We start from the raw sequence: 18,605 nt of genomic DNA, 5'->3' as shown, positions 1-18,605 counted from the left end.
GGACCTCCGACTCAGTAGAGGACGAAAAGCGGGTGGCGGACGAAGTACGCGCAGGTGCCGATCCACGCGGTCTGCGCGTCGTTCTCGGCCTCGAGCGGGACGAAGACGTCGTTCACGATCGTGTCGACGTCCTCGTCGCGCGCGGGCTCCGCGAGGAAGAGCAGGTGCCAGTCGGCGATCTGCGCGCGAAGCGACGCGTCGTCGGCGCTGCCGGTCGCCGGCGTCGCGACGGTGAAGAGCGCGGTGTTGCCGACCTTCTGCACCGCGAGCGCGCACCACGCCTGCGAGAGCGGGACGAGCGTCTGCACGAACGTCGTCGAAGGTGTGCGATCCTCGCTGCGCTGCGCGATCGCGGAGCCACCGCCGAGCGCCTCGAACCGGTTGAGCCCTTCGAGGCCCGCCACGCGATCGGGCGAGCGCACCGGGTACGTGTCGGTGCTGCGCGCGATCACGCGGATCGATCCGTTCGCGCTCGGATGTACGGTCCAGAAGTCGTCCTCGGTGAGCCCGAGGAGATCACGGAGACCGAGCTCGACGTGCGTCGCCGAGATGCGCTGCACCGTCGCGGCGTGTACGTCGGGCTCCGTCGACACGCCCGGCACCGTGAGATCGCGGATCCAGCTGCGGATCGCCTCCATCGAGACGTCGGTCTCGCCGCGCTCCGCCATCACCGCGAACGGATCGCCAGAGAGCGGCATCTGCGAGAACGTCGATCCTTCGCGCCGTCCCTCGAGCAGCTGCACGAGCGCGCTTCCGTCGGGATCGCCGGGGACGACGAGCCGCGGGTTGCGCACGAGCAGCGACTCGAACGCGACGGCGGACGCGAAGTACCCGTGCTCGCCCACCGAGTGACAGCCCTCGCAGGTGCGCGCGAGGCCGCGACGGATCACGTCGTTGCGGGGATCCATGCCGCCGCTCTCGCACGTCGGATCGCTCGTCGGCGGCGCGCCGCCGCGTGGTCCTGCGGGCCCGGTGTCGAGCGCGGCGTCGCACCCGATCGTCGCGAGCAGCGCGACGAGCACCCACGATCGATCGTCGCGGAACATCAGAGCCCCCTCCCGAACGCGTCGGTGTCCACGAGACGGCGGACGAACGGACGAACGCGACGACCGTCCTCGACGAACCCGGCGACGAGCCGATCGAGGTATCCGGACTCCGCGGTGGGATCGACGTCGCGACCGACGAAGCGACGATGCAGGCGACGCACCGCGCAGCGATCGAACGCGCCCGAGTCGATCAGCAGGTGCGCGAGGCCGAGCGGGCCGACGGTGCCGTCGCTCGTGCGGCCGTAGAGCGTCTGGTCGGGCGGGAGGAAGTCGATGAAGCGCGTCTCCGGCTCGCGCATCGCTTCGTCCGCGCTCACCGGCGTCATGCGACTGCCGGGGAGCCAGAGGCGGTTCATGCGCTCCCACGGATCGCCGTTGAACGGATAGACGCCGCGGACCCAGGCATCGCCGTAGTGCGCGTCGCCGACGCCGAGGATCGCGTAGTCGTCGGCGACCCGCATGAAGCGCTTGAAGTGGATCGACGCGGGATCGATCCGCGTGTGGCAGTGCATGCACGGACCGCCGCTCGCGGGATCGTGCTCGTAGGGCGCGAAGTGCGCGGTCGGCGGCGGAGGAACGAAGTTCTCGCACGCGAACATCTCGAGCGTGCGCGCGCCCGCGACGCGCTCGCGGACCCACGACGCGAGGAGCCCCGGCGACGTGAGCACGCCCGCCGCGGGCACGCCGCGCATCGTTCCGCTCGGCTCGACGCGCGGATCGAATCGGTAGTGTCGATCCGCGAGGAGGAACGGGTTTCGCGTGGTGACGTCGAATTCGCTCCACGCGCGCGGGTCGTTCGCGTCGTGGTGCGGATCGTGGGGCGTGCTCCAGCGGCTCGCGCGCCACCACGCGTCGTCGTCGTCGCGACCGGGGCCCGACAGCCGGCGCCCGTAGCGCACGTACGTCGCCTGCAGCGAGACGGGCCCGACCGAGTACGTGCCCGCGATCAGATCGGTGAGCGGTCGATCGTGCCAGGCGACGTGCGCGAGCAGACGCGCGGGCTCGTCCCAGGTGTGCCGGCGGTTCGCGTCCGGATAGCCGAGCCCGTACGCGCTGTAGTTCTGGAGGCCCTCGGGGTTGGGGTTGCACCACACGAGGTGCGGACCGCACCCGCACTGCTCGTAGTTCTCCGACGAGAACCCCGCGCCGAGGCGATCGCCGCAGTCGATCGTCGTGCCGTCGCGCGCGGTGATCATCACGCGATCGTCGCCGTCGCGGCCGACGACCTCGATCGTCGTGCCCTCGGCCCACCACGGCTCGACCGTGCGCACGACGGTGGGGTTGCCGTCGGCGTCGAGCCCGTTGCACGGCTGGTTGTCGGCGTAGATGTTCGGCGAGCCCCATTTGCCGGCGTGGAGCGTTCCCGCCGGGCACTGCCGGATCGTGCGCTGCTGGAGGAGCCCGTACTCCGGCGCGTCGGCGATCGATCCCACCGGCGGCGCGCTCACCCACGCGTGCCCGAAGTCGACCATCGCGTCGTAGAACGCGGGCTCGGCGAGCAGCCGCTCGAGCTCGGCGTCGAGGAACGCGTCCTGCGCGTCGGGCTCGGTGATCGCGGCGAGCGCGCTCAGGCGCTCGCGGCTCGGCATGCGATCGGTCAGCGCGAGCGTCATGCGCCGCAGGCGGCGCGTCGCGGAGAGCGGATCGTCGGGTGGTGTGGTCGGCGTCGTCGTGCACTGCGCGTCCGTGCTCGCGATGCCTCCGTCGTCCTGCGCGCCGCCGGTGCCGCCGCAGGCCGCGAGCAGCACCGCGAGGAGCACACGCGTCCCTTGTCGCTTCGCTCGCCGTCGCATCCGCGTCCTCCTCCCGCCGAGCGCGGGCTCGCGACGCTCTGCACGGCACGCGCCAGCGCGCGTGCTCGAGGACGCTCAGCGCAGCCGGAGCGCGAAGACGTTCTGCGACGCCGCGTTCACGAGCACGAAGACGTCGTGCGTCGGGAAGTACGCGAACCGACCGAACGTGCCCTGCGTCACCTGCGGTCCCGGGCCGTCCTGGAACGTAAGCGTCGTGCACACGTGCGTCTCGGGATCGATCAGCACGACGTCGTCGCCGCCGCCCCACGTGACGTACTGATCGCCCGCGGAGTCGTAGACGAACCCCGGCGCCGGCTGCGCGAGCGCGGCCTCGCAGCCCGTGAGCGCCGGGCGCGAGATCGTGTTCGTCGCGAGGTCGAGCTCCCAGTACACGCCGTTGCCGAACGCCGCGAACCTCCGCCGCCGCGTGTCGATGGTCGCGGTCACGTTGAACGAGTCGATCGGCGCGTCCGCGATGCGCGTCAGCGCGCGCACCGCCGGGTCGAAGATCCAGAGGCTCCCGGGCGCCGAGACGATCACGCCGCGATCGCGGTCGTACGCGAGCGCGACGTGCGGATACATGCTCGCCGCGGGCACGGGAACGCGCTCCCACGTGGCGGTCGCGGGGTCGTAGAGCTGCGCGTCCATCCCGTTGCACCACTGCGCGCCGCCGTACGCGAGCATGCGCTGCAGCGCCGGGATCCACTCGAGCCCGTCGTAGGTCGCGCGCGGCGGCGGGCGCTCGCGGAAGTCGCTCTCCTCGCACGTCGCGCCGACGCCGATCGGCGCATCGATCGCGCGCATCGTGAGCGTGTCGAGCTCGAGCTCGAACACCTGATTGCCGCGGTACTCGCCGGTCCCGCCGCCGCCCCAGACGAACATGCGGGCGCCCTCGGCGTCGATCGTCGCGCCGCTCCACGACGACACCACGAACTCGCACTGGCCGTACGCGGGATCGCAGACGTCCGCGAGCCGCGTGTCGTCGAGCTCGTGCCATCCGAGCCCGGCGGGGATCACCGGCGGCATCGGGTCGACGTGCGCGTCGCGGCACTCGCCGCGATGACACGTCTGATCCTCGGGGCACGTGAGCCGATCGATGCACGCGTCCTCGAGCCGCAGGCGCACCTCGAACACGCGATCCGCGACGAACGTGCTGATCGCGCGGACCTCGTTGAACTTGCGGCTGTCGGCGTCGAACGCCTCGACGTGGGCGCGCCACGCGCGCGATGCGTCGTTGTCGCGCGGCGTGATCGGGACCGTGAGCGGCAGCATCGTCTCGGCGCCGTCGCCCTGCACGCGCACGACGCGATCGAGCCGCACCTCGTCCTCGTGGTTCCACACCCGGACGTGCACGCGCGTGGTGCGCATCAGCGTCCAGGGATCGGCGTCGACGCGCACCAGCACCTGCGTGCGGGTACGCGCGCACGAGAGCGTGCTCGCGAGCACGATCGCGGCGAGCGCGAGGCGTGTCGTGATCGCGCGCATCGTCAGGGGCCCGTGAGCGCGACGGTGACGCCGAACACCGGGTCCGCGATCGCATCGGTCAGCGGCGGATCGAGCGCGACGGCGGTCGCTGCGGCCGCGCCGCCGAGCGCGACGACACCGCCCACGAGCGCGACCCAGAACCACGGCTCCTCGGCGATCGACACGTCGCGCCCCGACACCCGCAGCCGCACGGTGCGGCCGGACGGCACCTCGATGCGGGTCTCGCTCGCGCCGCCCGCGCCGGTCGCGCGCACGACGTACGCCCCGGGCGGGATCTCCGCCGCGACGCGGCCGCGCCCGCGCGCGATGCCCACGATCTCGACCTGCAGCTCGGGCGCCGTGCCCTCGACGGCGAGCGTCCCGGGGCGCAGCTCGGGCGCCAGCTCGAGCTCGATCTCCGCGTGGCCCCCGCGCTCGAGCACCACGACGCGCTCCGCGGGGACACGCGCGGGCGCGCTCGCGGTGATCGCGTGACGTCCGGGATCGAGCGCGCGTTCGATCCACGCGCCGGGCGCGATGTCGTCGACCCGCAGTCCGTCGATGCGCAGCTCGATCTCGCCCTGCGGCGCGACGCGGATGCGCACGTGCGCGACGTCGGCGGCGGTCGCGGCGCGGAGCCGCACGACCTCGTCGCGTTGCGCGCTGCGGAGCGCGCCGTACGAGCCGGCGAGCAGTCCGTCGAGGATCTCGACCGCGTGCGTCGGGTGTCCCGCGCCGCGCAGCGCGATCGCGAGATCGAACGCGGTCGCGGGGCGCGCCGCGATCGCGAGCGAGGCCGAGAGATGCTCGATCGCGAGCTCGAAGCGGCCCTGATCCATCGCGCCGTGGCCGAGCTCGAAGAGCTCGCGCGCGCGGGCGATCGTCGCGTCGTCGGGCGCGGTGATCTCGTCGAACTGCGCGTGCGCGCGGCTCGACCCGACCCCGATCATTCCGAGCACGAGGAGGACGAGCGCGCGGCTCACTCCCAGTCCCATCGTCCCATCGGATCCGTTGCGCGCGATCGCGCACGTCGGCGCGATCTCGGCGGCGTCGTCTCGAGCGCGGGCGCGTCCGGCTCCGCCGGCGCGGTCACGGCGCTCGGCTCGACCGGTGGCGCGGGCGCAGGCTCGATCGCGCGCTCGGGCTCGGGGGCCGCGGTTTCTGCGCGCGGGCTCTCGGGCTCCGCGCCTCCGTCGTCCCGAGCCCACGCCGCACCGAGCGCCCACATCGCCAGAGGAGTCAGCACGAAGCACGCCGCGAGGGCCCACACGACCGCGCGCCGTGCGGGCGGCCGCGCCGCGATCGAGCCCGGCGTCGCGACGGCCGTCTCCGGCTGCGCGAGCTCGTGTCGAGTCGGCTCGAGATCCGCTGCGACATCGGGCTCGGACGAGCCCGCGACGAGCGCCGCGATCCTCTCGCGCAGCTGCGCGCGATCCTCGCCCGCGCGCGCGCTCACGAACGCCGCGACGTCCGACGACGAGTGCTCGATCGCCGCCGCGCGCAGGATCTCCTCGAGCGCGAGCGCGACCTCCTCGGCGGTCGCCGGCCGTGCCTCGGGGCGCGTCGCGAGCATCTTCGACGTGAGCGCGGCGAGCGCGGACGGGATCTCGGGGCGCGCGTCGCGCACGTCGGGGATCGCGCCGTTGAGGATCTTCTGCGCGACGATGCGCGGCTCGCCGCTGAACAGTCGCGCGCCCGTGAGCAGCTCGTGCAGCACCACGCCGAGCGCGAACACGTCGGAGCGTCGATCGGCCTCCTCGAAGCGCAATTGCTCGGGCGCCATGTACCCGAGCTTTCCCTTGAGGAGCCCGGTCGTGGTGCGCGTCTGTCGGCCCACGGCCTTCGAGATCCCGAAGTCGGTCAGGCGCACGTGCCCGTCGAGCCCGACGAGCACGTTGTGCGGCGATACGTCGCGATGCACGAGCGCGAGCCACGCGCCGTCGTGACCGCGCAGCTCGTGCGCCGCGTGCAGACCGCGCGCGCAGTCGGCGACGATGCGCGCCGCGATGCCGATCGGCATCGGCTCGTCGCCGAGGCGCGCCGAGATCGCGTGCAGCGACATCCCGTCGACGTAGTCCATCACGAGGTAGGGGCCGCCCTCGTCCTCGCCGACGTCGACGACGCTGACGACGTTCGGATGCCGCAGCAGCCCCGCGATGCGCGCTTCGTCGAGGAACATCGCGCGCACGGACTCGTCGACGCGCAGCAGCGGCAAGAGGCGCTTCACCGCGACGAGGCGCTGGAACTCGCCCTCGATCCGCACGCAGAGATCGACCGAGCCCATGCCTCCGCTCGCGATCGGTGCGAGCAGTCGGTAACGCGGAGCTTCGCGGCTGGACGACACGGCGCGCCGATCCACCGCGCGATGATTCCACAGCGCACCGAGCGAGAGAAGCGAAGCGCGCGGTCGTCGGCTCCACCCGACCACGTGGCAGGGTGGACCCCACCACGCACGTCGGTCGCGATGCGGCGCAGCGATCGCGCACGGCTCGGCGCTTGCCATCGCGCTGCGCATGCGCCGATGCCTCTCGATCCTGACGTCGCTCGCGGCGATCGCGTGCAGCGAGCCGAGCGATGTCATCGCACCCGATGCCGGTCCCGCGATCGACGCGCCTCTCGAGCCGCTCGACGCGCGCACGACCGATGACGCAGCGCGCGCCGACGGAGGTCCGATCCCGACCGACGTGCCCGCGTACATCGTCGACGCGACGCCCGGCGAGTGGACCGCGATCGGCGTGAACACCCTCGCCGACGTCGCGTTCGACTACGGCTCGGTCGCGACGCCCGACGGGTTCCGAACCGGCCTCCAGGGGCTCATGGACGCGTGGAGCGGCGGCACGTACGCGCGCGAGCGCCATCGCCTCTACGTCAACGGCGGTGGTCATCGCGACTACGACGGCAACGAGTGGTACGCGTTCGACGTCCACGCTGCGCGCTGGGAGCGCGTGAACGATCCGAGCGTGTACCTCGAGACCGAAGCGACCGCGGGTGTGTTCCCCGACGGCGCGCCGATCCCGATCCACACCTACGACTGCCTCGTCTACGCGCCGACCACGAACAGCGTGTACCGCATGGGCGCGGGCGGATCTCCGCTGCGTCAGGCGTGGGAATTCAGCCTCGACACGCTGCGTTGGCGCGCGGTGCCGGTCGAGGTGCTCGATCCGTTCGGCGGGACCGCGCGCTGGGATCCCGCGAGCGAGTCGATCCTCCTGCTCCAGAACGCGCAGCACGCCGCGGGGTTCGCGCACGTCGATCGCTTCGATCCGCGCGAGCCCGAGGCGACGCGGCTGCAGCAGTTCGGTCCGACGATGAGCGCGGTCACCGGCGCGCTCGACACGACGCACGGCGAGCTCGTCTACACCGGCAACCGCGTCGCGCCGATTCGCGTCGTCGTCGCCACCGGCGTCGCGACGCCGATCACGACCGCGGGCGACACCGCGCTCGAGGCGATGCAGGGGCCGGGCTTCACCTACGACGCGCGGCGCGATCGCTTCACCGGGTGGGGCGTCGGCGACACGCGCACGCTCTACCATCTCTCGCGCAGCGACTGGACGTGGACCACCGAGGTGCCGTCGAGCGGTGCGACACCGGGCGCGCCGAACACGAACGGTGTGTTCGGTCGCTTCCAGTACGTGCCCGAGTACGACGTGATGATCCTCGCGACCACCGTGAGCGGCCCGGTGATGATGTGGAAGCCGCGCGACTGGTCGCCGCCGGGCTGAAGGGTGCGCCCGACCGGTGGTCGGGTGGATCCTCCCGCCGGGGCGCGCCGCGAGACGATGGTAGAGTCGACCGGACTCGATGACTGTGCCCGACACCGTCCCGCTGCTCTCCTACGGGCTCCCGGTGCAGACGCTCTCGATCACCGTCACCGCGGGCCCGCTCGCGGGACGCAGCGTGGTCTCCGAGCGCGACGTGCTCACGATCGGATCGGCGAGCGGCAACGACCTGGTGCTCGAAGATCCCACCGTGTCGCGCTTCCATCTCGAGCTCCGCAGCAGCGGCGGGCGCATCGAGATCGTCGACCTCGGATCGACCAACGGCACGCGCGTCGGTCCGGTGCTGCTGCGCCAGAGCCGCGCCGAGATCGCCGCGGGCACGACGATCACGCTCGGCGGCACGCAGCTTCGCGTCGAGGACGGCGCGTGGATCGTCGACGACGACGCGCCGCCGATCGCCGGGCTCTACGGTCGATCCGAGCCGCTCCGCCGCCTCGCCGCGACCATCGCGTCGCTCGCGCCGACGAACGTGAGCGTGTACGTGCGCGGCGAGTCGGGCACCGGCAAGGAGCTCGTCGCGCGTGCGATCCACGACAGCGGCCCGCGTCGCGAGCAGCCGTTCGTCACCGTCGACTGCGGCGCGATCTCCCCGACGCTGTTCGCGTCGGAGCTCTTCGGGCACGAGCGCGGCGCGTTCACCGGCGCCGATCGCCGCCACGTGGGCGCGTTCGAGCGCGCGAACGGCGGGACGGTGTTCCTCGACGAGGTCGCGGAGCTCTCGCCCGAGCTGCAGGCGTCGCTGCTCGGCGCGCTCGAGCGACGTCGCATCCGCCGCGTCGGCGGCACCCAGGACATCCCGATCGACCTGCGCGTCGTGTGCGCGACGCACCGCGATCTGCGCGCCGAGGTGAACGCGAACCGGTTCCGTCTCGATCTCTTCTACCGGCTCGCGATCGTGCGCGTCCTGGTCCCGCCGCTGCGCGAGCGCGCGTCCGACGTCCCGACGCTCATCGCGCACTTCCTCGAGGAGGCCGGGTACGAGGGCCCGATCGACGCGCTCTTCCCGCCGGCGAGCATCGACGAGCTCAAGCGCCGTCCCTGGCCCGGCAACGTGCGCGAGCTCCGCAACACGGTGCTCGCGACGCTCGCGCTCGGCCGACCTCCGCCGGACGACGACGACGACGCACCTCCGAGCGCGCCGGGGGCGACCGCGATCCCCGACGCGCTCCTCCGACGGCCGTACAAGGAGGCGCGCCGCGAGGTCGTCGACGCGTTCGAGCGCCGCTACCTCGAGGCGCTGCTCGAGCGCACCGAGAGCGTGCGCGCGGCGGCGCGCGAGGCGAGCATGGACCGCTCGTACCTCATCGAGCTCCTGCGCCGCCACGGCCTCGGATGATCGTTGGAGCTCCAACGATCTCGCGCGCTCACTCCGGCACGCAGCACACCGTGCGCACGCCCGTCGGCGTCGCGGTCCCGGTCGGCGTCGTCGCGCTCGGAGGACAGCTGCCGGTCGGCGTGAAGCTCGCGAGCGCGCGCGTGCCGCCGATCGCGCTCGCGGGCGTGCACGACGCGACGCCGATGCGCGCGTAGGCGATCGTCGTCGGGCCCGCGGGGCACTCGCTGATGATGTCGACGTGCCCGCCGCACGAGCCCGTGATCGACCCGCACGTGCACTCGGAGCATCCACGCTCGTCGTCCGCCCCGTCGGCCGTGATCACCTGCTCCGAGAACGCCGCGGGGCACGCTGCTTCACCCTCCGCCCACACGCAGAGCCGCTCGCCTTCGGCGCGCTCCGGCGCGCACGCGCGCGCGTCCCCGCACGACACCGGCGAGCCGAAGCCGCACCCGCGGTGCGACGCCTCCCACGTGATCGGCGGCACGTCGACCGACGGCGCGGGCGTGCATCCCATGCTCGACGAGAACGCAGGCGACGTGACCGACCAGCGGCCGCCGCTCGGAAGCGCCGGAATGCTTCGACACTCGCCGTCCGAGATCGTCGCGTGGTTCGTCGGGATCGTGATGCACATCGCGTTGCCGGTCGTCGTGATCGTGCCGACGCCGCAGCTCATCGCGGCCGCCGAGGGCGGCGTGCACTCGCACCCGCACGTCGCGGGCGACGCGCTCGGCTCGCTCTTGCCGGTGAACGCGGTCGAAGGCGCCGATGCCGGGCACGCGGGGGGATCGACGTCGCCGGCGCCGCTGACGAGCACGATCGGACCGTTCCAGCCGAGCGGCGCCGCCGGCTCGCACACACCGCCGCCCGCGCACCCACCGCCGCCGTCTCCGTCGACCTGCGCGTCGTCGTGCCCGCCGCCGTCGCTCCCGCCGCCGTCGGACTGCGAGCCTCCGTCGTCGTCGTCGACCGCGCCTTGGTGTCGACCGGGGTCGAGCGCGATCGTGCAGCCCGCGACCAGACCCGATCCGACGAGCGCGCATGCGACGAGCGTGATCGATCCGAAGCGCGACATCAGAGCCTCCCCATCACGACGACGCCGCCGCTGCCGTCCGGCGTGAAGAACGGCGCGAGCGACACGCGCTCCGAGTCGCCGGAGGGAAGCCCCAGCGTCACGAGCAGCACCACGCCCGCGGTCGCCGCGACCGCCGCGGTGATCCAGCTGACGTCCGCCGCGACGACGAGCGCCGAGAGCGTCGACACCTCGTCGTCGGTGCATCGATCCGTCGCGCCGCATCCGCTCGAGAGCGAGTCGTCCTCGGCGAGCGCGAGCCCGCCGGTGATCGCGAAGGACACGAGCGCGGCACCGGCCACCCCGAACGCGACCAGCGCAGGGACGAGATCGCCCTCGCGCCGCGCGGGCGCGGGAGGCGGTGTCGCCGGGTCGGGCTCGGGCTCGGGCTCCATCCCGGCGCGCGCACGATCGCGTCGCGTCCTCAGGTTGTCGAGCCGCGGCTCGAGCTGCGCGCGCTGCTCGTCCGAGGGCGAGCCCTCCGCGAGGAAGCGCTCGAGGTGCGCGATCGCGGTGTCGAAGTCACCGAGACGCTCGGCCGTGAGATAGAGGTTGTAGAGCAGCGCGGGCCGCCCGCTCAGCTCGTACGCGGCCTCGAACTCCTGCTGCGCGGCTTCGTACGCGCCGCGATCGAAGTGCAGACGTCCCGCCTCGAAGTGCGCGCGCGCGGCATCGTCCTCCTGAGCCCGCGCGCGTGGCGCGGCGGCGACCAGCCCGATGCCGATGATCACGATCGCTGCGAATCCCAGTCGCATCCACGTCCCCCTCGCGCCGAGCGCCTCTCGCGCGCGGGACGAGGATAGTCGGTGTGGATGCGTCTCGGAACCGCGGTCAGCGCCGGCGCCAGGTGATCTCGACGTCCTGCGTCGCCGCGTAGCGCTGCTGCACGCGCAGCAGGTCGCCGTAGCGCTCGGGCATCTTCGCGGCGAGCGCGAGCAGCACGCGCCCCGCCGCTTCCGCGTCGTGGTTCGCGCGGTGCGCGGTCTCGAGCGACACGCCGAGGCGCGCGCACACGTCGCCGAGCTTGTGGCCCTTCTCGTCCTTCTGGATCTCGCGGGCCCAGACGAGCGGATCGATCCACACGCCGTCGTCGCAGGCCGCGGGCGGCAGCTCGGAGCCGCGCGGCGGAAGACCGAGGCGACGACACTCGGCCCACAGGAACTTGCTGTCGAACGCGTGGTTGTACGCGACCGGGATGCGCCCGGTCAGCACCACGCGGACCTCGTCCCAGACGCCCCCGAAGCTCGGCGCGTCCGCGACCATCTCGTCGGTGATGCCGGTGATCGCCTTGCTCTCCTCGCCGATCGGCATGCCCGGGTTCACCAGCCAGTTGCGCGTCTCGACGAGCTCGCCGCCCTCGAAGCACGCGACGCCGATCTCGATCACGCGATCGACCTCGGGATCGAGGCCCGTCGTCTCGAAGTCGAGCACCGCGAAGCGCGCCGCGGCCCACACGGTCGCGGGCTCGAAGCCCTCGGCCATGCCGCGCACGCGCGTCGTCAGGCGCGCCATGCGCTCGGCGATGCCTGGATAGTGTTTGCCGGTCGGGAAGCAGCCGCAGACGTCGATCGAGGCGCGCATCGGAGGGCCCGACCATGCCTGGGCGCGATCGCGGTCGCAAGCCTCGCCCCGAGCATCGACCGCTGCTACATGTCGGGGGCTCGCTCGCTGCGAAGCGAGCTCCTCCGCGCGGCGATCAACAGAGAAGCAGTGCCCTCGCCCGACGTTCCCGCCCACGATGCAGCTGGCCCGGAGGCGCCTCTCCAGCGCGACCTCGCCACCGGTGCCGCAGCGCGATCGACGGGTCGCGCGACGCGGGTCGCGATCGAGGCGGGGCGCGTGCTGCTCGTCGGCGCGCTGCTCGGCGCGGCGATCGGCGTCCTGCGCGGCGTGCCCGACGTCGAAGGGATGCGCGCCGAGGCGCCCGCGTCGTGCGCCGCGCCGGTCGAAGCGCGGCCCGAGGTGCGCTGGATCGAGCAGGCCGAGGCGCACGGCATGGTGGAGGACGTCGCGGTGACGTTCGTCGATGCACGCTCGCGCGACGCGTACGAGGCGGGCCACGTCGCGGGCGCGCTCAACGTGCCGATGGAGACGGGCGCGATCGACGAGCGCGCGACGTCGCTCGTCCGCGGATCGCGCGTGGTGATCACGTACTGCGACACCAGCGGCGACTGCGCGAGCAGCAAGCGCCTCGCGGGGTTGCTCGCGGAGGCCGGGCTCCCCGACGTGCGCGTGCTGCGCGGCGGCATGCCGGGCTGGCTCGAGAACGGATATGCCGCGGAGGCCGGACCGTGCCGGGTGTGCCCGTGATCGCGCGCCTCTCGCCTCGCACCCGCCGCGTCGCGGTCGTCGTGCTGCGGCTCGCGATCGCCGCCGTGTTCGTGAGCGCCGCGATCCCGAAGCTGATGGACCCCGCGTCGTTCGCGCGCGACGTCGACAACTACCACGTGCTCCCGGCCGCGCTGGTCGGACCGGTCGCGGTCGCGCTGCCGGTGATCGAGCTCGTCGTCGCGGCCGCGCTCGTCAGCGGCGTGCACGCCGCGGGCGCGGCGCTGATCGCGATGGGCATGCTCGTCGTGTTCGCGCTCGGCATGGTGCAGGCGCTCGCGCGCGGCATCGATCTCGACTGCGGCTGCTTCGGCAGCGCGATGGAAGCGCGCGTCAGCGGCGCGACGGTGACGCGCAACGTGATCCTCGCGCTCGCGTGCCTGCCGATCGTGCTCGCGAGCGACCGACGTGAGCCGCCGCGCGCTGCCGAAGCGTCGACCTGATGCGCTCGGAATCGGGCGCGAGGACCGGCGACGCATGCAGGCGCGCACGTCGCGCGCCGGTGAGAGCGTGTCCAACATCGGCTCGGCCGCTCCGGGCGCTGCCGTGCGGGCCCTGCGCCGGCGAGCCCTCCCGCTGGAGCAGTGCTGATTGCGGCGGGCCCTCGCGGTCCGCATGCTCGGGGAACATGGAAGCTCGTGTGCGCTCCTTTCTTCACCCGCGATCGCTCGCCGTGGTGATCGCCCTCGTCGCGTCGTCGCTCTCCGCGGCGGGCGTGGCGCACGCGACCTCGACCGAGGCGATGGACCTCCGCGCGCTCGTGCACGACGCGGATCACGTCGTGGTCGGCACCGTCGTCTCCCAGGACGCGCGCTACGACCACCTCGATCGCATCGTCACCGACGTGACGATCCGGGTCGACGAGCGCATGCACGGTGCCGCGCGCGAAGGGACCACGATCGTGGTGCGGCGGCTCGGCGGCGTGATCGGCGACGTGGGCCTGCGCATCGAGGGCGAGCCGAGCTTCGTCGAGGGCGAGCGCGTCGTGCTCTTCGCGCGGCTCGTCGCGGCCGATCACGTGCTGCGCCCGATCGGGATGTCGCAGGGCGTGCTGCCGATCTCGCGCGAGAGCGGGATCGAGATGGTGATGCCGGGCGGCGAGGGGCTCGCGCTCGTGCAGCGCGGCAGCGATGGTCGGCTGCGTGCGGCGCCGGGCGCGCTGATGGCGCCGGAGCCGGTCGACGCGCTGCTCGCGCGCGTGCGCGACCTCGTCGCGGAGATCCATGGTGCGGACTGAGAGCGTCCTCGCATCCGCGCTGCTCGCGACGCTCGCGCTCGTCCCCGCGGAGGCGAGCGCGTGGTGTCAGATGACGACCGGCGGACGTCGCCCCGGGCCCGGTGAGACGTGCGTCGTCGCGACCCCACCGGACTCGTTCCCGCTCGCGTGGCGGCAGCGCTGCACGTCGATGTCGCTGAGCACGTTCGGGAGCTCGACGCTCTCGCCCGACCAGGTCGCAGACGTGCTGCGCGGCGCGATCGCGACGTGGGAAGGCGTGCGCTGCGACGGCCAGCCGACCGGGCTCCACGTCGAGGTGCTCGCCGAGATGAACGCGTGCGAGCGCGCGTCGCACTTCACCGGCGATCGCAACGTGCACTCGGTGATCTTCGTGCAGGACGGCTGGGTCACCGAGCGCATGCACGACGCGCGTGCGTTCGCGGTCACGCTCGTGTGGCACGACCCGCAGAGCGGCGAGATCTGGGACGCCGACATGGAGATCAACGAGGAGCGCGGCCCCTTCGTCGTGTGCCCCGCGGAGGGCTGCGCCGACGGCGAGGTCGACCTCCCGAACGTCATCACGCACGAGATGGGGCACTACTTCGGCCTCGCGCACACGCCCGACGACGCGCTCGCGACGATGTGGGCGTCGGCCGAGCCCGCCGAGACGCTGAAGCGCGATCTGCAGCCCGACGACGTCACCGGGCTCTGCTCGATCTATCCGCCGGGCGCGCTGCCCGAGCAGTGCGACCCGGCGCCGCGCGGCGGGCTCGGGCTCGACTGCCAGCGTGAAGAGGGCTGCAACTGCAGCGTCCCCGGGCTGCCGGGCGGCAGCGCGGGCGGCGCGATGGCGCTGATCGTGGTGGTCGCGACGCTCGTCGCGGCGCGCCGACGGAAGTGAGCCCGACTCAGATCGGAAGCGCGCTCGGCTCGGTCCAGATCTCGCCGACGCCGTAGCGCCCCGCGTCATCGCGCGTCACGCGGCCCATCGCGGTCTCGGGATCGTGCGTGAAGAAGAGCCGCCCTCCCCGCGCGACGAGATCGCGCAGCAGCGACTCCTTCTCGTCGATCAGCTTCTCGGGCCAGCGGTCGTAGCCCATCGTGATCGGCAGGTGCACCCAGGGGCGACCCGGGATCAGATCGGCCGCGAACACGATCGGACCGGCGTCGCTCGGCACCTCGGCGAGCACGAGCCCCGGCGTGTGCCCCTCGGAGCGATGGAGCACGTAGTCCGGCCCGAGCGCGCGCGAGCGATCGCCGGACGCGATCTCGAGGCGCCCGCTCTGCTCGAGCAGCGCGATCAGCTCGGGCACGAACGACGCGCGATCGCGCGGATGCGGGTGCTTCGCGCGCTCCCAGGCCTCGTGACCGACGACGAACGTCGCGTTCGGGAAGAGCAGGCGCGGGGCCGCGCCCTCTTCGTACGCGGCGAGGAGACCGCCCGCGTGATCGAAGTGCAGGTGCGAGAGCACGACGACGTCGATCTGCTCGTGCGTGGTGCCCGCGCGCGCGAGGCTCGCGAGGAGCACGTGCTCGCTCTCGACCACGCCGTAGCGATCCCGCAGCTTGGGCGCGAAGAACGCGCCGATCCCGGTCTCGAACAGCACGCGCCGCACCGTTCCGTCGTCGTGCGTCTCCTCGATCAACATCGCGCGGCACGCGAGCGGGATGCGATGCCGTTCGTCCGGCGCGATCCAGCGCTCCCACACCGGGCGCGGTGCGTTGCCGAACATCGCGCCTCCGTCGAGGCGCTGCGAGTTCCCGAGGATCGACCAGAGGCGGCGGCGGGTCATGACGACGGACCACTACCCGAAAGCACGACGGCCGCGCCGTGAGCGTTCGCGCGCTCTCGCGAGAAGCGGGACGTGCCCCGACACGCGCCGGCGGACTGGCCACCACGATTGGCGCTCTTCGTGAGGGGGATTTCCCCGAGCCCATCTGCATATCTCCATCTCGCGAGCTTTACGGCCACGGCGAGACACCGGACGATGCTCGATGCGAATCGGAGGTGACATGCGCGCGAATGGATCCGATTTCGTGGTGCTTCCGGAGCGGGAGGCCCACCGGCTCGAGCGCGACGGCTCGCCGCGTTTCCGACTACGCGCTCCGGCGCATTGGCGATCGCCGATTGCCGTCAATCCGTATGCACGAGAGGCCGAGAGCGTCGTGCTCGGATGGCTCGAGCAGCTCGGATGCACGAGCGCCGAAATCGGGCGAGCGCGCCAGTTCGACGTCGCGGGCTACGTGGGAATCCCGTTTCCGAGCATCTCGCGCGAGACGACGATCCGAATCGCCAAGCACCTCACGCTCTGGCTGCTCTGGGACGACGTCCACGTCGAGTCGCTGGAGCACGGATGGCGCATCGAGCCCACTCACGTGCTCGAGGGACGACGTCCCGCGCGACTGACACGCTTCGACGAAGGCTGGTGGCAGCTCTTCTCGGCGCTCGCGGCGCGGCGGAGCGCGCGCTGGCTGCGCGATCTGTGCGACGCGATGATCACGTGGAGCGACGCAGCGCGCGCGGAGGCGATCGCCATCGACGACTGGAGTCGGACCGGAGCGCGCCCGACCTTCGAGGCGCAGCTCGCGACGCGCATCGTCACGATCGGCATGTACCCGACGTTCCATCTGCTCGAGGACGCGCTCGATCACGAGCTCCCTCGCGCGCTCCACGACGACCCCGTCCTGGCGCAGCTGAAGAAGACGTCTGGTGAGATCGTCGGGCTCGGCAACGACATCTTCAGCTTCGGGAAGGATCTCGCGCTCGGTCGGCTCAACCTCGTCTCCACGCTCCAGCACGAGGCCGATCTCTCGGGCGCCGATGCGCTCGAGCGGATCGTGCGGATGCACGATCGCGCGCTCGAGACGTTCGACCGGCTCGCAGCCTCCGTCGGCAGCTGGAGCGCCGACGAAGATCCGTGGGTCGCGCGCTGGCTCGAGGACGTCCGCTACGCGTCGCTGGGGTTCGGCCTCTGGGAGGCGCGCGCTCCGCGCTACGCGGCGCACAAGCTCGTCGTCGACGGACGCGTCGTCGAGCCGTCGTTCGTCACCGACGAGGACGCCGACTTCGATTCGCGCTCGATTCGTTTCCCCATCGGCAGGAGGTTCGGATGACCCTGAGCGTCTCGACCAGTGGGCCATTCATCGACGTCGTGATCACGAACGCGCTCGAGCCGTCGGATCTCGCCGCGCTGCTGGATGCGATCGACAGGGCCCGTCGGTCGGGGCCCTTCGTCGTGCTCACCGACACGCTCGCGATGAGCACGGTGTCGCCCCAGGTCGCGTCGGACTTCGCGGATGCGCTGAAGCGGATGCCGTCGCTGAAGGACGTGTGGATCGGCGATGCGGTCGTCGTGAGCTCGGCGATCGCGCGCTTCGTGCTCTCGCGGCTCATCATCGTCGCGCCGCTGCCGACCGAGGTGAAGGTGTTCGATGCCCGCGCGCCGGCGCGCGCGTGGCTCGCGTCGGTGCTCGACCGCAACAACGTGCGCGTGCCGAGCTCGCTGAAGCTGGCCGAGACCGCCGCCAAGACCGCGTGAGCACGGCGTCGACCCCGAACGCACGGAAGCCGCGATCGACCGGAGTCGACCGCGGCTCCTCGGTGCATCGAGCGCTCGCGATCAGCGGCACGCGCGGCGCGTCGCGCCGGTCTGCCCCATCCACGGCTCGCGCGCCCAGTCCTCGTAGGGCGCGTCGAGGCGCCAGACGATCTTGTCGTCCTCGTACATCTCGACGTCGCTGTTGTCGGCGCTCGCGTAGAGGCCCCAGTGCCACTGGCACATCGTCGTGAGACGACGGTGCAGGCCCTCGACGTGCAGGATGCTCCGCCCGTTCTGCCACACGTGCATGTCGCCGGTGTGCAGGTTCATGTAGACGGTCACGCGGACCCACTGGCGCAGCGGCATCGCGGGCGCGCCGGGCTCGATCGTCTGCGTCGCCTCGGGCCAGTAGTGCGCGGCGCGCATCACGCCGTCGCGCTGATCGAGGCCGAGCGTGACGACGCGATCGGTGTAGTCGCACGACGGGTTGATCGTGAAGAGCGACATCCAGCGCCCGTCTTCGAACGCATAGCCGGCGTCGAGCCAGGTCCAGAACGTGGTCACGATGCCGTGCGGCGCGTCGAGACCAGCGCCGGCGTTCGTGTGCTGCGGGAGCACCGTGCCGCGCCCGTCGATCTGCAGACCGCCGTAGCCGCGGTGCACGCCCTCGGGCGAGCTCGACTCGCACTCGATCTCGCTGCGCTGCGCGTAGCGCCCGGAGTGGCGGCGCGCGGTGGTGATCGCGGTGCTCTGGCACTCGTCGCCCCAGTCCTCCGCGTAGTCGCGGCCGGTCCAGCGGCGATGATCACCGGTCTCGAAATCGTCGCTCCAGAGCTGCGTCGCGGGGAGGCACTGCGACGTCGACTGCGCGCTCGCGAAAGTGGGCGCGATGATGGAAGAAAGGGCGATCACGATCGCCGACGAAAGGGCCAACTTCTTCATGTGCGGCCCCTGGTAGCGCGGTATCAATCGCGAGACAAAGGTTACATGTGGGTGAGCTGGAGCACGCTGCCGATCACGCGCTCGAGCGGGCTG

The 18,605-nt window shown here is 72.3% G+C and carries 18 protein-coding genes; 8 read left to right on the top strand and 10 right to left on the bottom strand.

Annotated elements, in window-relative coordinates:
- Positions 1 to 11 precede the first annotated feature (11 nt).
- From DB32_RS04515 to DB32_RS04495, 5 genes are all read right to left on the bottom strand, one after another.
- Positions 12 to 1,046, bottom strand: coding sequence for a hypothetical protein (locus tag DB32_RS04515; RefSeq protein ID WP_053231186.1), 1,035 nt, complete (start codon positions 1,044 to 1,046; stop codon positions 12 to 14).
- Positions 1,046 to 2,839: a hypothetical protein gene (locus DB32_RS04510; RefSeq protein ID WP_075097447.1), complete on the bottom strand. Its 1,794-nt coding sequence runs from the start codon at positions 2,837 to 2,839 to the stop codon at positions 1,046 to 1,048. The genes DB32_RS04515 and DB32_RS04510 overlap by 1 nt, the downstream gene beginning before the upstream one ends.
- Before the next feature lie 75 nt (positions 2,840 to 2,914).
- Positions 2,915 to 4,324 (bottom strand): NHL repeat-containing protein, encoded by a 1,410-nt coding sequence (locus DB32_RS04505; RefSeq protein WP_053231184.1) that lies wholly within the window; start codon positions 4,322 to 4,324, stop codon positions 2,915 to 2,917.
- A gap of 2 nt (positions 4,325 to 4,326) precedes the next feature.
- Positions 4,327 to 5,286 carry a tetratricopeptide repeat protein gene (locus DB32_RS04500; protein WP_053231183.1) on the bottom strand — a complete coding sequence of 320 codons (960 nt, stop codon included), beginning with the start codon at positions 5,284 to 5,286 and terminating at the stop codon, positions 4,327 to 4,329.
- Positions 5,283 to 6,647 (bottom strand): serine/threonine-protein kinase, encoded by a 1,365-nt coding sequence (locus DB32_RS04495; RefSeq protein ID WP_169791338.1) that lies wholly within the window; start codon positions 6,645 to 6,647, stop codon positions 5,283 to 5,285. Before DB32_RS04495 ends, DB32_RS04500 begins: the two co-directional genes overlap by 4 nt.
- A gap of 169 nt (positions 6,648 to 6,816) precedes the next feature.
- On the opposite strand from DB32_RS04495, the gene DB32_RS04490 reads away from it, so the two are divergent.
- Together DB32_RS04490 and DB32_RS04485 are read left to right on the top strand one after the other, a co-directional pair.
- On the top strand, positions 6,817 to 8,025 hold the full coding sequence (locus DB32_RS04490) for a hypothetical protein (RefSeq protein ID WP_053231181.1): 1,209 nt from the start codon (positions 6,817 to 6,819) through the stop codon (positions 8,023 to 8,025).
- A 79-nt stretch (positions 8,026 to 8,104) separates the two neighbouring features.
- Positions 8,105 to 9,418: a sigma 54-interacting transcriptional regulator gene (locus tag DB32_RS04485; protein WP_075097446.1), complete on the top strand. Its 1,314-nt coding sequence runs from the start codon at positions 8,105 to 8,107 to the stop codon at positions 9,416 to 9,418.
- 28 nt (positions 9,419 to 9,446) lie between these two features.
- Here the strand turns inward: DB32_RS04485 and DB32_RS04480 are convergent, their stop codons facing one another.
- From DB32_RS04480 to DB32_RS04470, 3 genes are all read right to left on the bottom strand, one after another.
- A complete protein-coding gene (locus tag DB32_RS04480; RefSeq protein ID WP_053231179.1) occupies positions 9,447 to 10,490 on the bottom strand; it encodes a hypothetical protein in 1,044 nt (347 codons plus the stop codon).
- Complete coding sequence (locus tag DB32_RS04475; RefSeq protein WP_053231178.1) at positions 10,490 to 11,242, bottom strand: tetratricopeptide repeat protein; 753 nt, start codon at positions 11,240 to 11,242, stop codon at positions 10,490 to 10,492. Before DB32_RS04475 ends, DB32_RS04480 begins: the two co-directional genes overlap by 1 nt.
- Positions 11,243 to 11,318: 76 nt before the next feature.
- On the bottom strand, positions 11,319 to 12,068 hold the full coding sequence (locus DB32_RS04470) for a 3'-5' exonuclease (protein ID WP_053231177.1): 750 nt from the start codon (positions 12,066 to 12,068) through the stop codon (positions 11,319 to 11,321).
- A gap of 258 nt (positions 12,069 to 12,326) precedes the next feature.
- On the opposite strand from DB32_RS04470, the gene DB32_RS04465 reads away from it, so the two are divergent.
- The 4 genes from DB32_RS04465 (at position 12,327) to DB32_RS04450 (ending at position 14,932) form a co-directional block, all read left to right on the top strand.
- The gene (locus DB32_RS04465; RefSeq protein ID WP_169791337.1) at positions 12,327 to 12,797 is read left to right on the top strand and encodes a rhodanese-like domain-containing protein; all 471 of its coding nucleotides are present in this window, start codon (positions 12,327 to 12,329) and stop codon (positions 12,795 to 12,797) included.
- The gene (locus DB32_RS47940) at positions 12,779 to 13,258 is read left to right on the top strand and encodes a MauE/DoxX family redox-associated membrane protein (protein WP_169791336.1); all 480 of its coding nucleotides are present in this window, start codon (positions 12,779 to 12,781) and stop codon (positions 13,256 to 13,258) included. Before DB32_RS04465 ends, DB32_RS47940 begins: the two co-directional genes overlap by 19 nt.
- A 233-nt stretch (positions 13,259 to 13,491) precedes the next feature.
- On the top strand, positions 13,492 to 14,052 hold the full coding sequence (locus tag DB32_RS04455) for a hypothetical protein (protein ID WP_157068710.1): 561 nt from the start codon (positions 13,492 to 13,494) through the stop codon (positions 14,050 to 14,052).
- Complete coding sequence (locus DB32_RS04450; protein WP_169791335.1) at positions 14,042 to 14,932, top strand: matrixin family metalloprotease; 891 nt, start codon at positions 14,042 to 14,044, stop codon at positions 14,930 to 14,932. The genes DB32_RS04455 and DB32_RS04450 overlap by 11 nt, the downstream gene beginning before the upstream one ends.
- Before the next feature lie 7 nt (positions 14,933 to 14,939).
- On the opposite strand, the gene DB32_RS04445 is transcribed toward DB32_RS04450, so the two are convergent.
- Positions 14,940 to 15,824 (bottom strand): MBL fold metallo-hydrolase, encoded by an 885-nt coding sequence (locus tag DB32_RS04445; protein ID WP_053231172.1) that lies wholly within the window; start codon positions 15,822 to 15,824, stop codon positions 14,940 to 14,942.
- Positions 15,825 to 16,197: 373 nt separating this feature from the next.
- Between DB32_RS04445 and DB32_RS04440 the strand changes: the two genes are divergently transcribed.
- The gene (locus DB32_RS04440) at positions 16,198 to 17,145 is read left to right on the top strand and encodes a terpene synthase family protein (protein ID WP_053231171.1); all 948 of its coding nucleotides are present in this window, start codon (positions 16,198 to 16,200) and stop codon (positions 17,143 to 17,145) included.
- Positions 17,142 to 17,570 (top strand): STAS/SEC14 domain-containing protein, encoded by a 429-nt coding sequence (locus DB32_RS04435; RefSeq protein ID WP_053231170.1) that lies wholly within the window; start codon positions 17,142 to 17,144, stop codon positions 17,568 to 17,570. Before DB32_RS04440 ends, DB32_RS04435 begins: the two co-directional genes overlap by 4 nt.
- An 81-nt stretch (positions 17,571 to 17,651) precedes the next feature.
- Here DB32_RS04435 and DB32_RS04430 read toward each other — a convergent pair whose 3' ends face one another.
- Positions 17,652 to 18,512 carry a hypothetical protein gene (locus DB32_RS04430; protein WP_053231169.1) on the bottom strand — a complete coding sequence of 287 codons (861 nt, stop codon included), beginning with the start codon at positions 18,510 to 18,512 and terminating at the stop codon, positions 17,652 to 17,654.
- Between the last annotated feature and the right edge of the window lie 93 nt (positions 18,513 to 18,605).

Origin of the sequence: Sandaracinus amylolyticus, assembly GCF_000737325.1 — a bacterium.
In the GTDB taxonomy this organism is placed as follows: domain Bacteria; phylum Myxococcota_A; class Polyangia; order Polyangiales; family Sandaracinaceae; genus Sandaracinus; species Sandaracinus amylolyticus.
The sequence above is the reverse complement of the archived record's forward strand: the minus strand, read 5'-3'. Positions and strand labels throughout refer to the sequence as shown.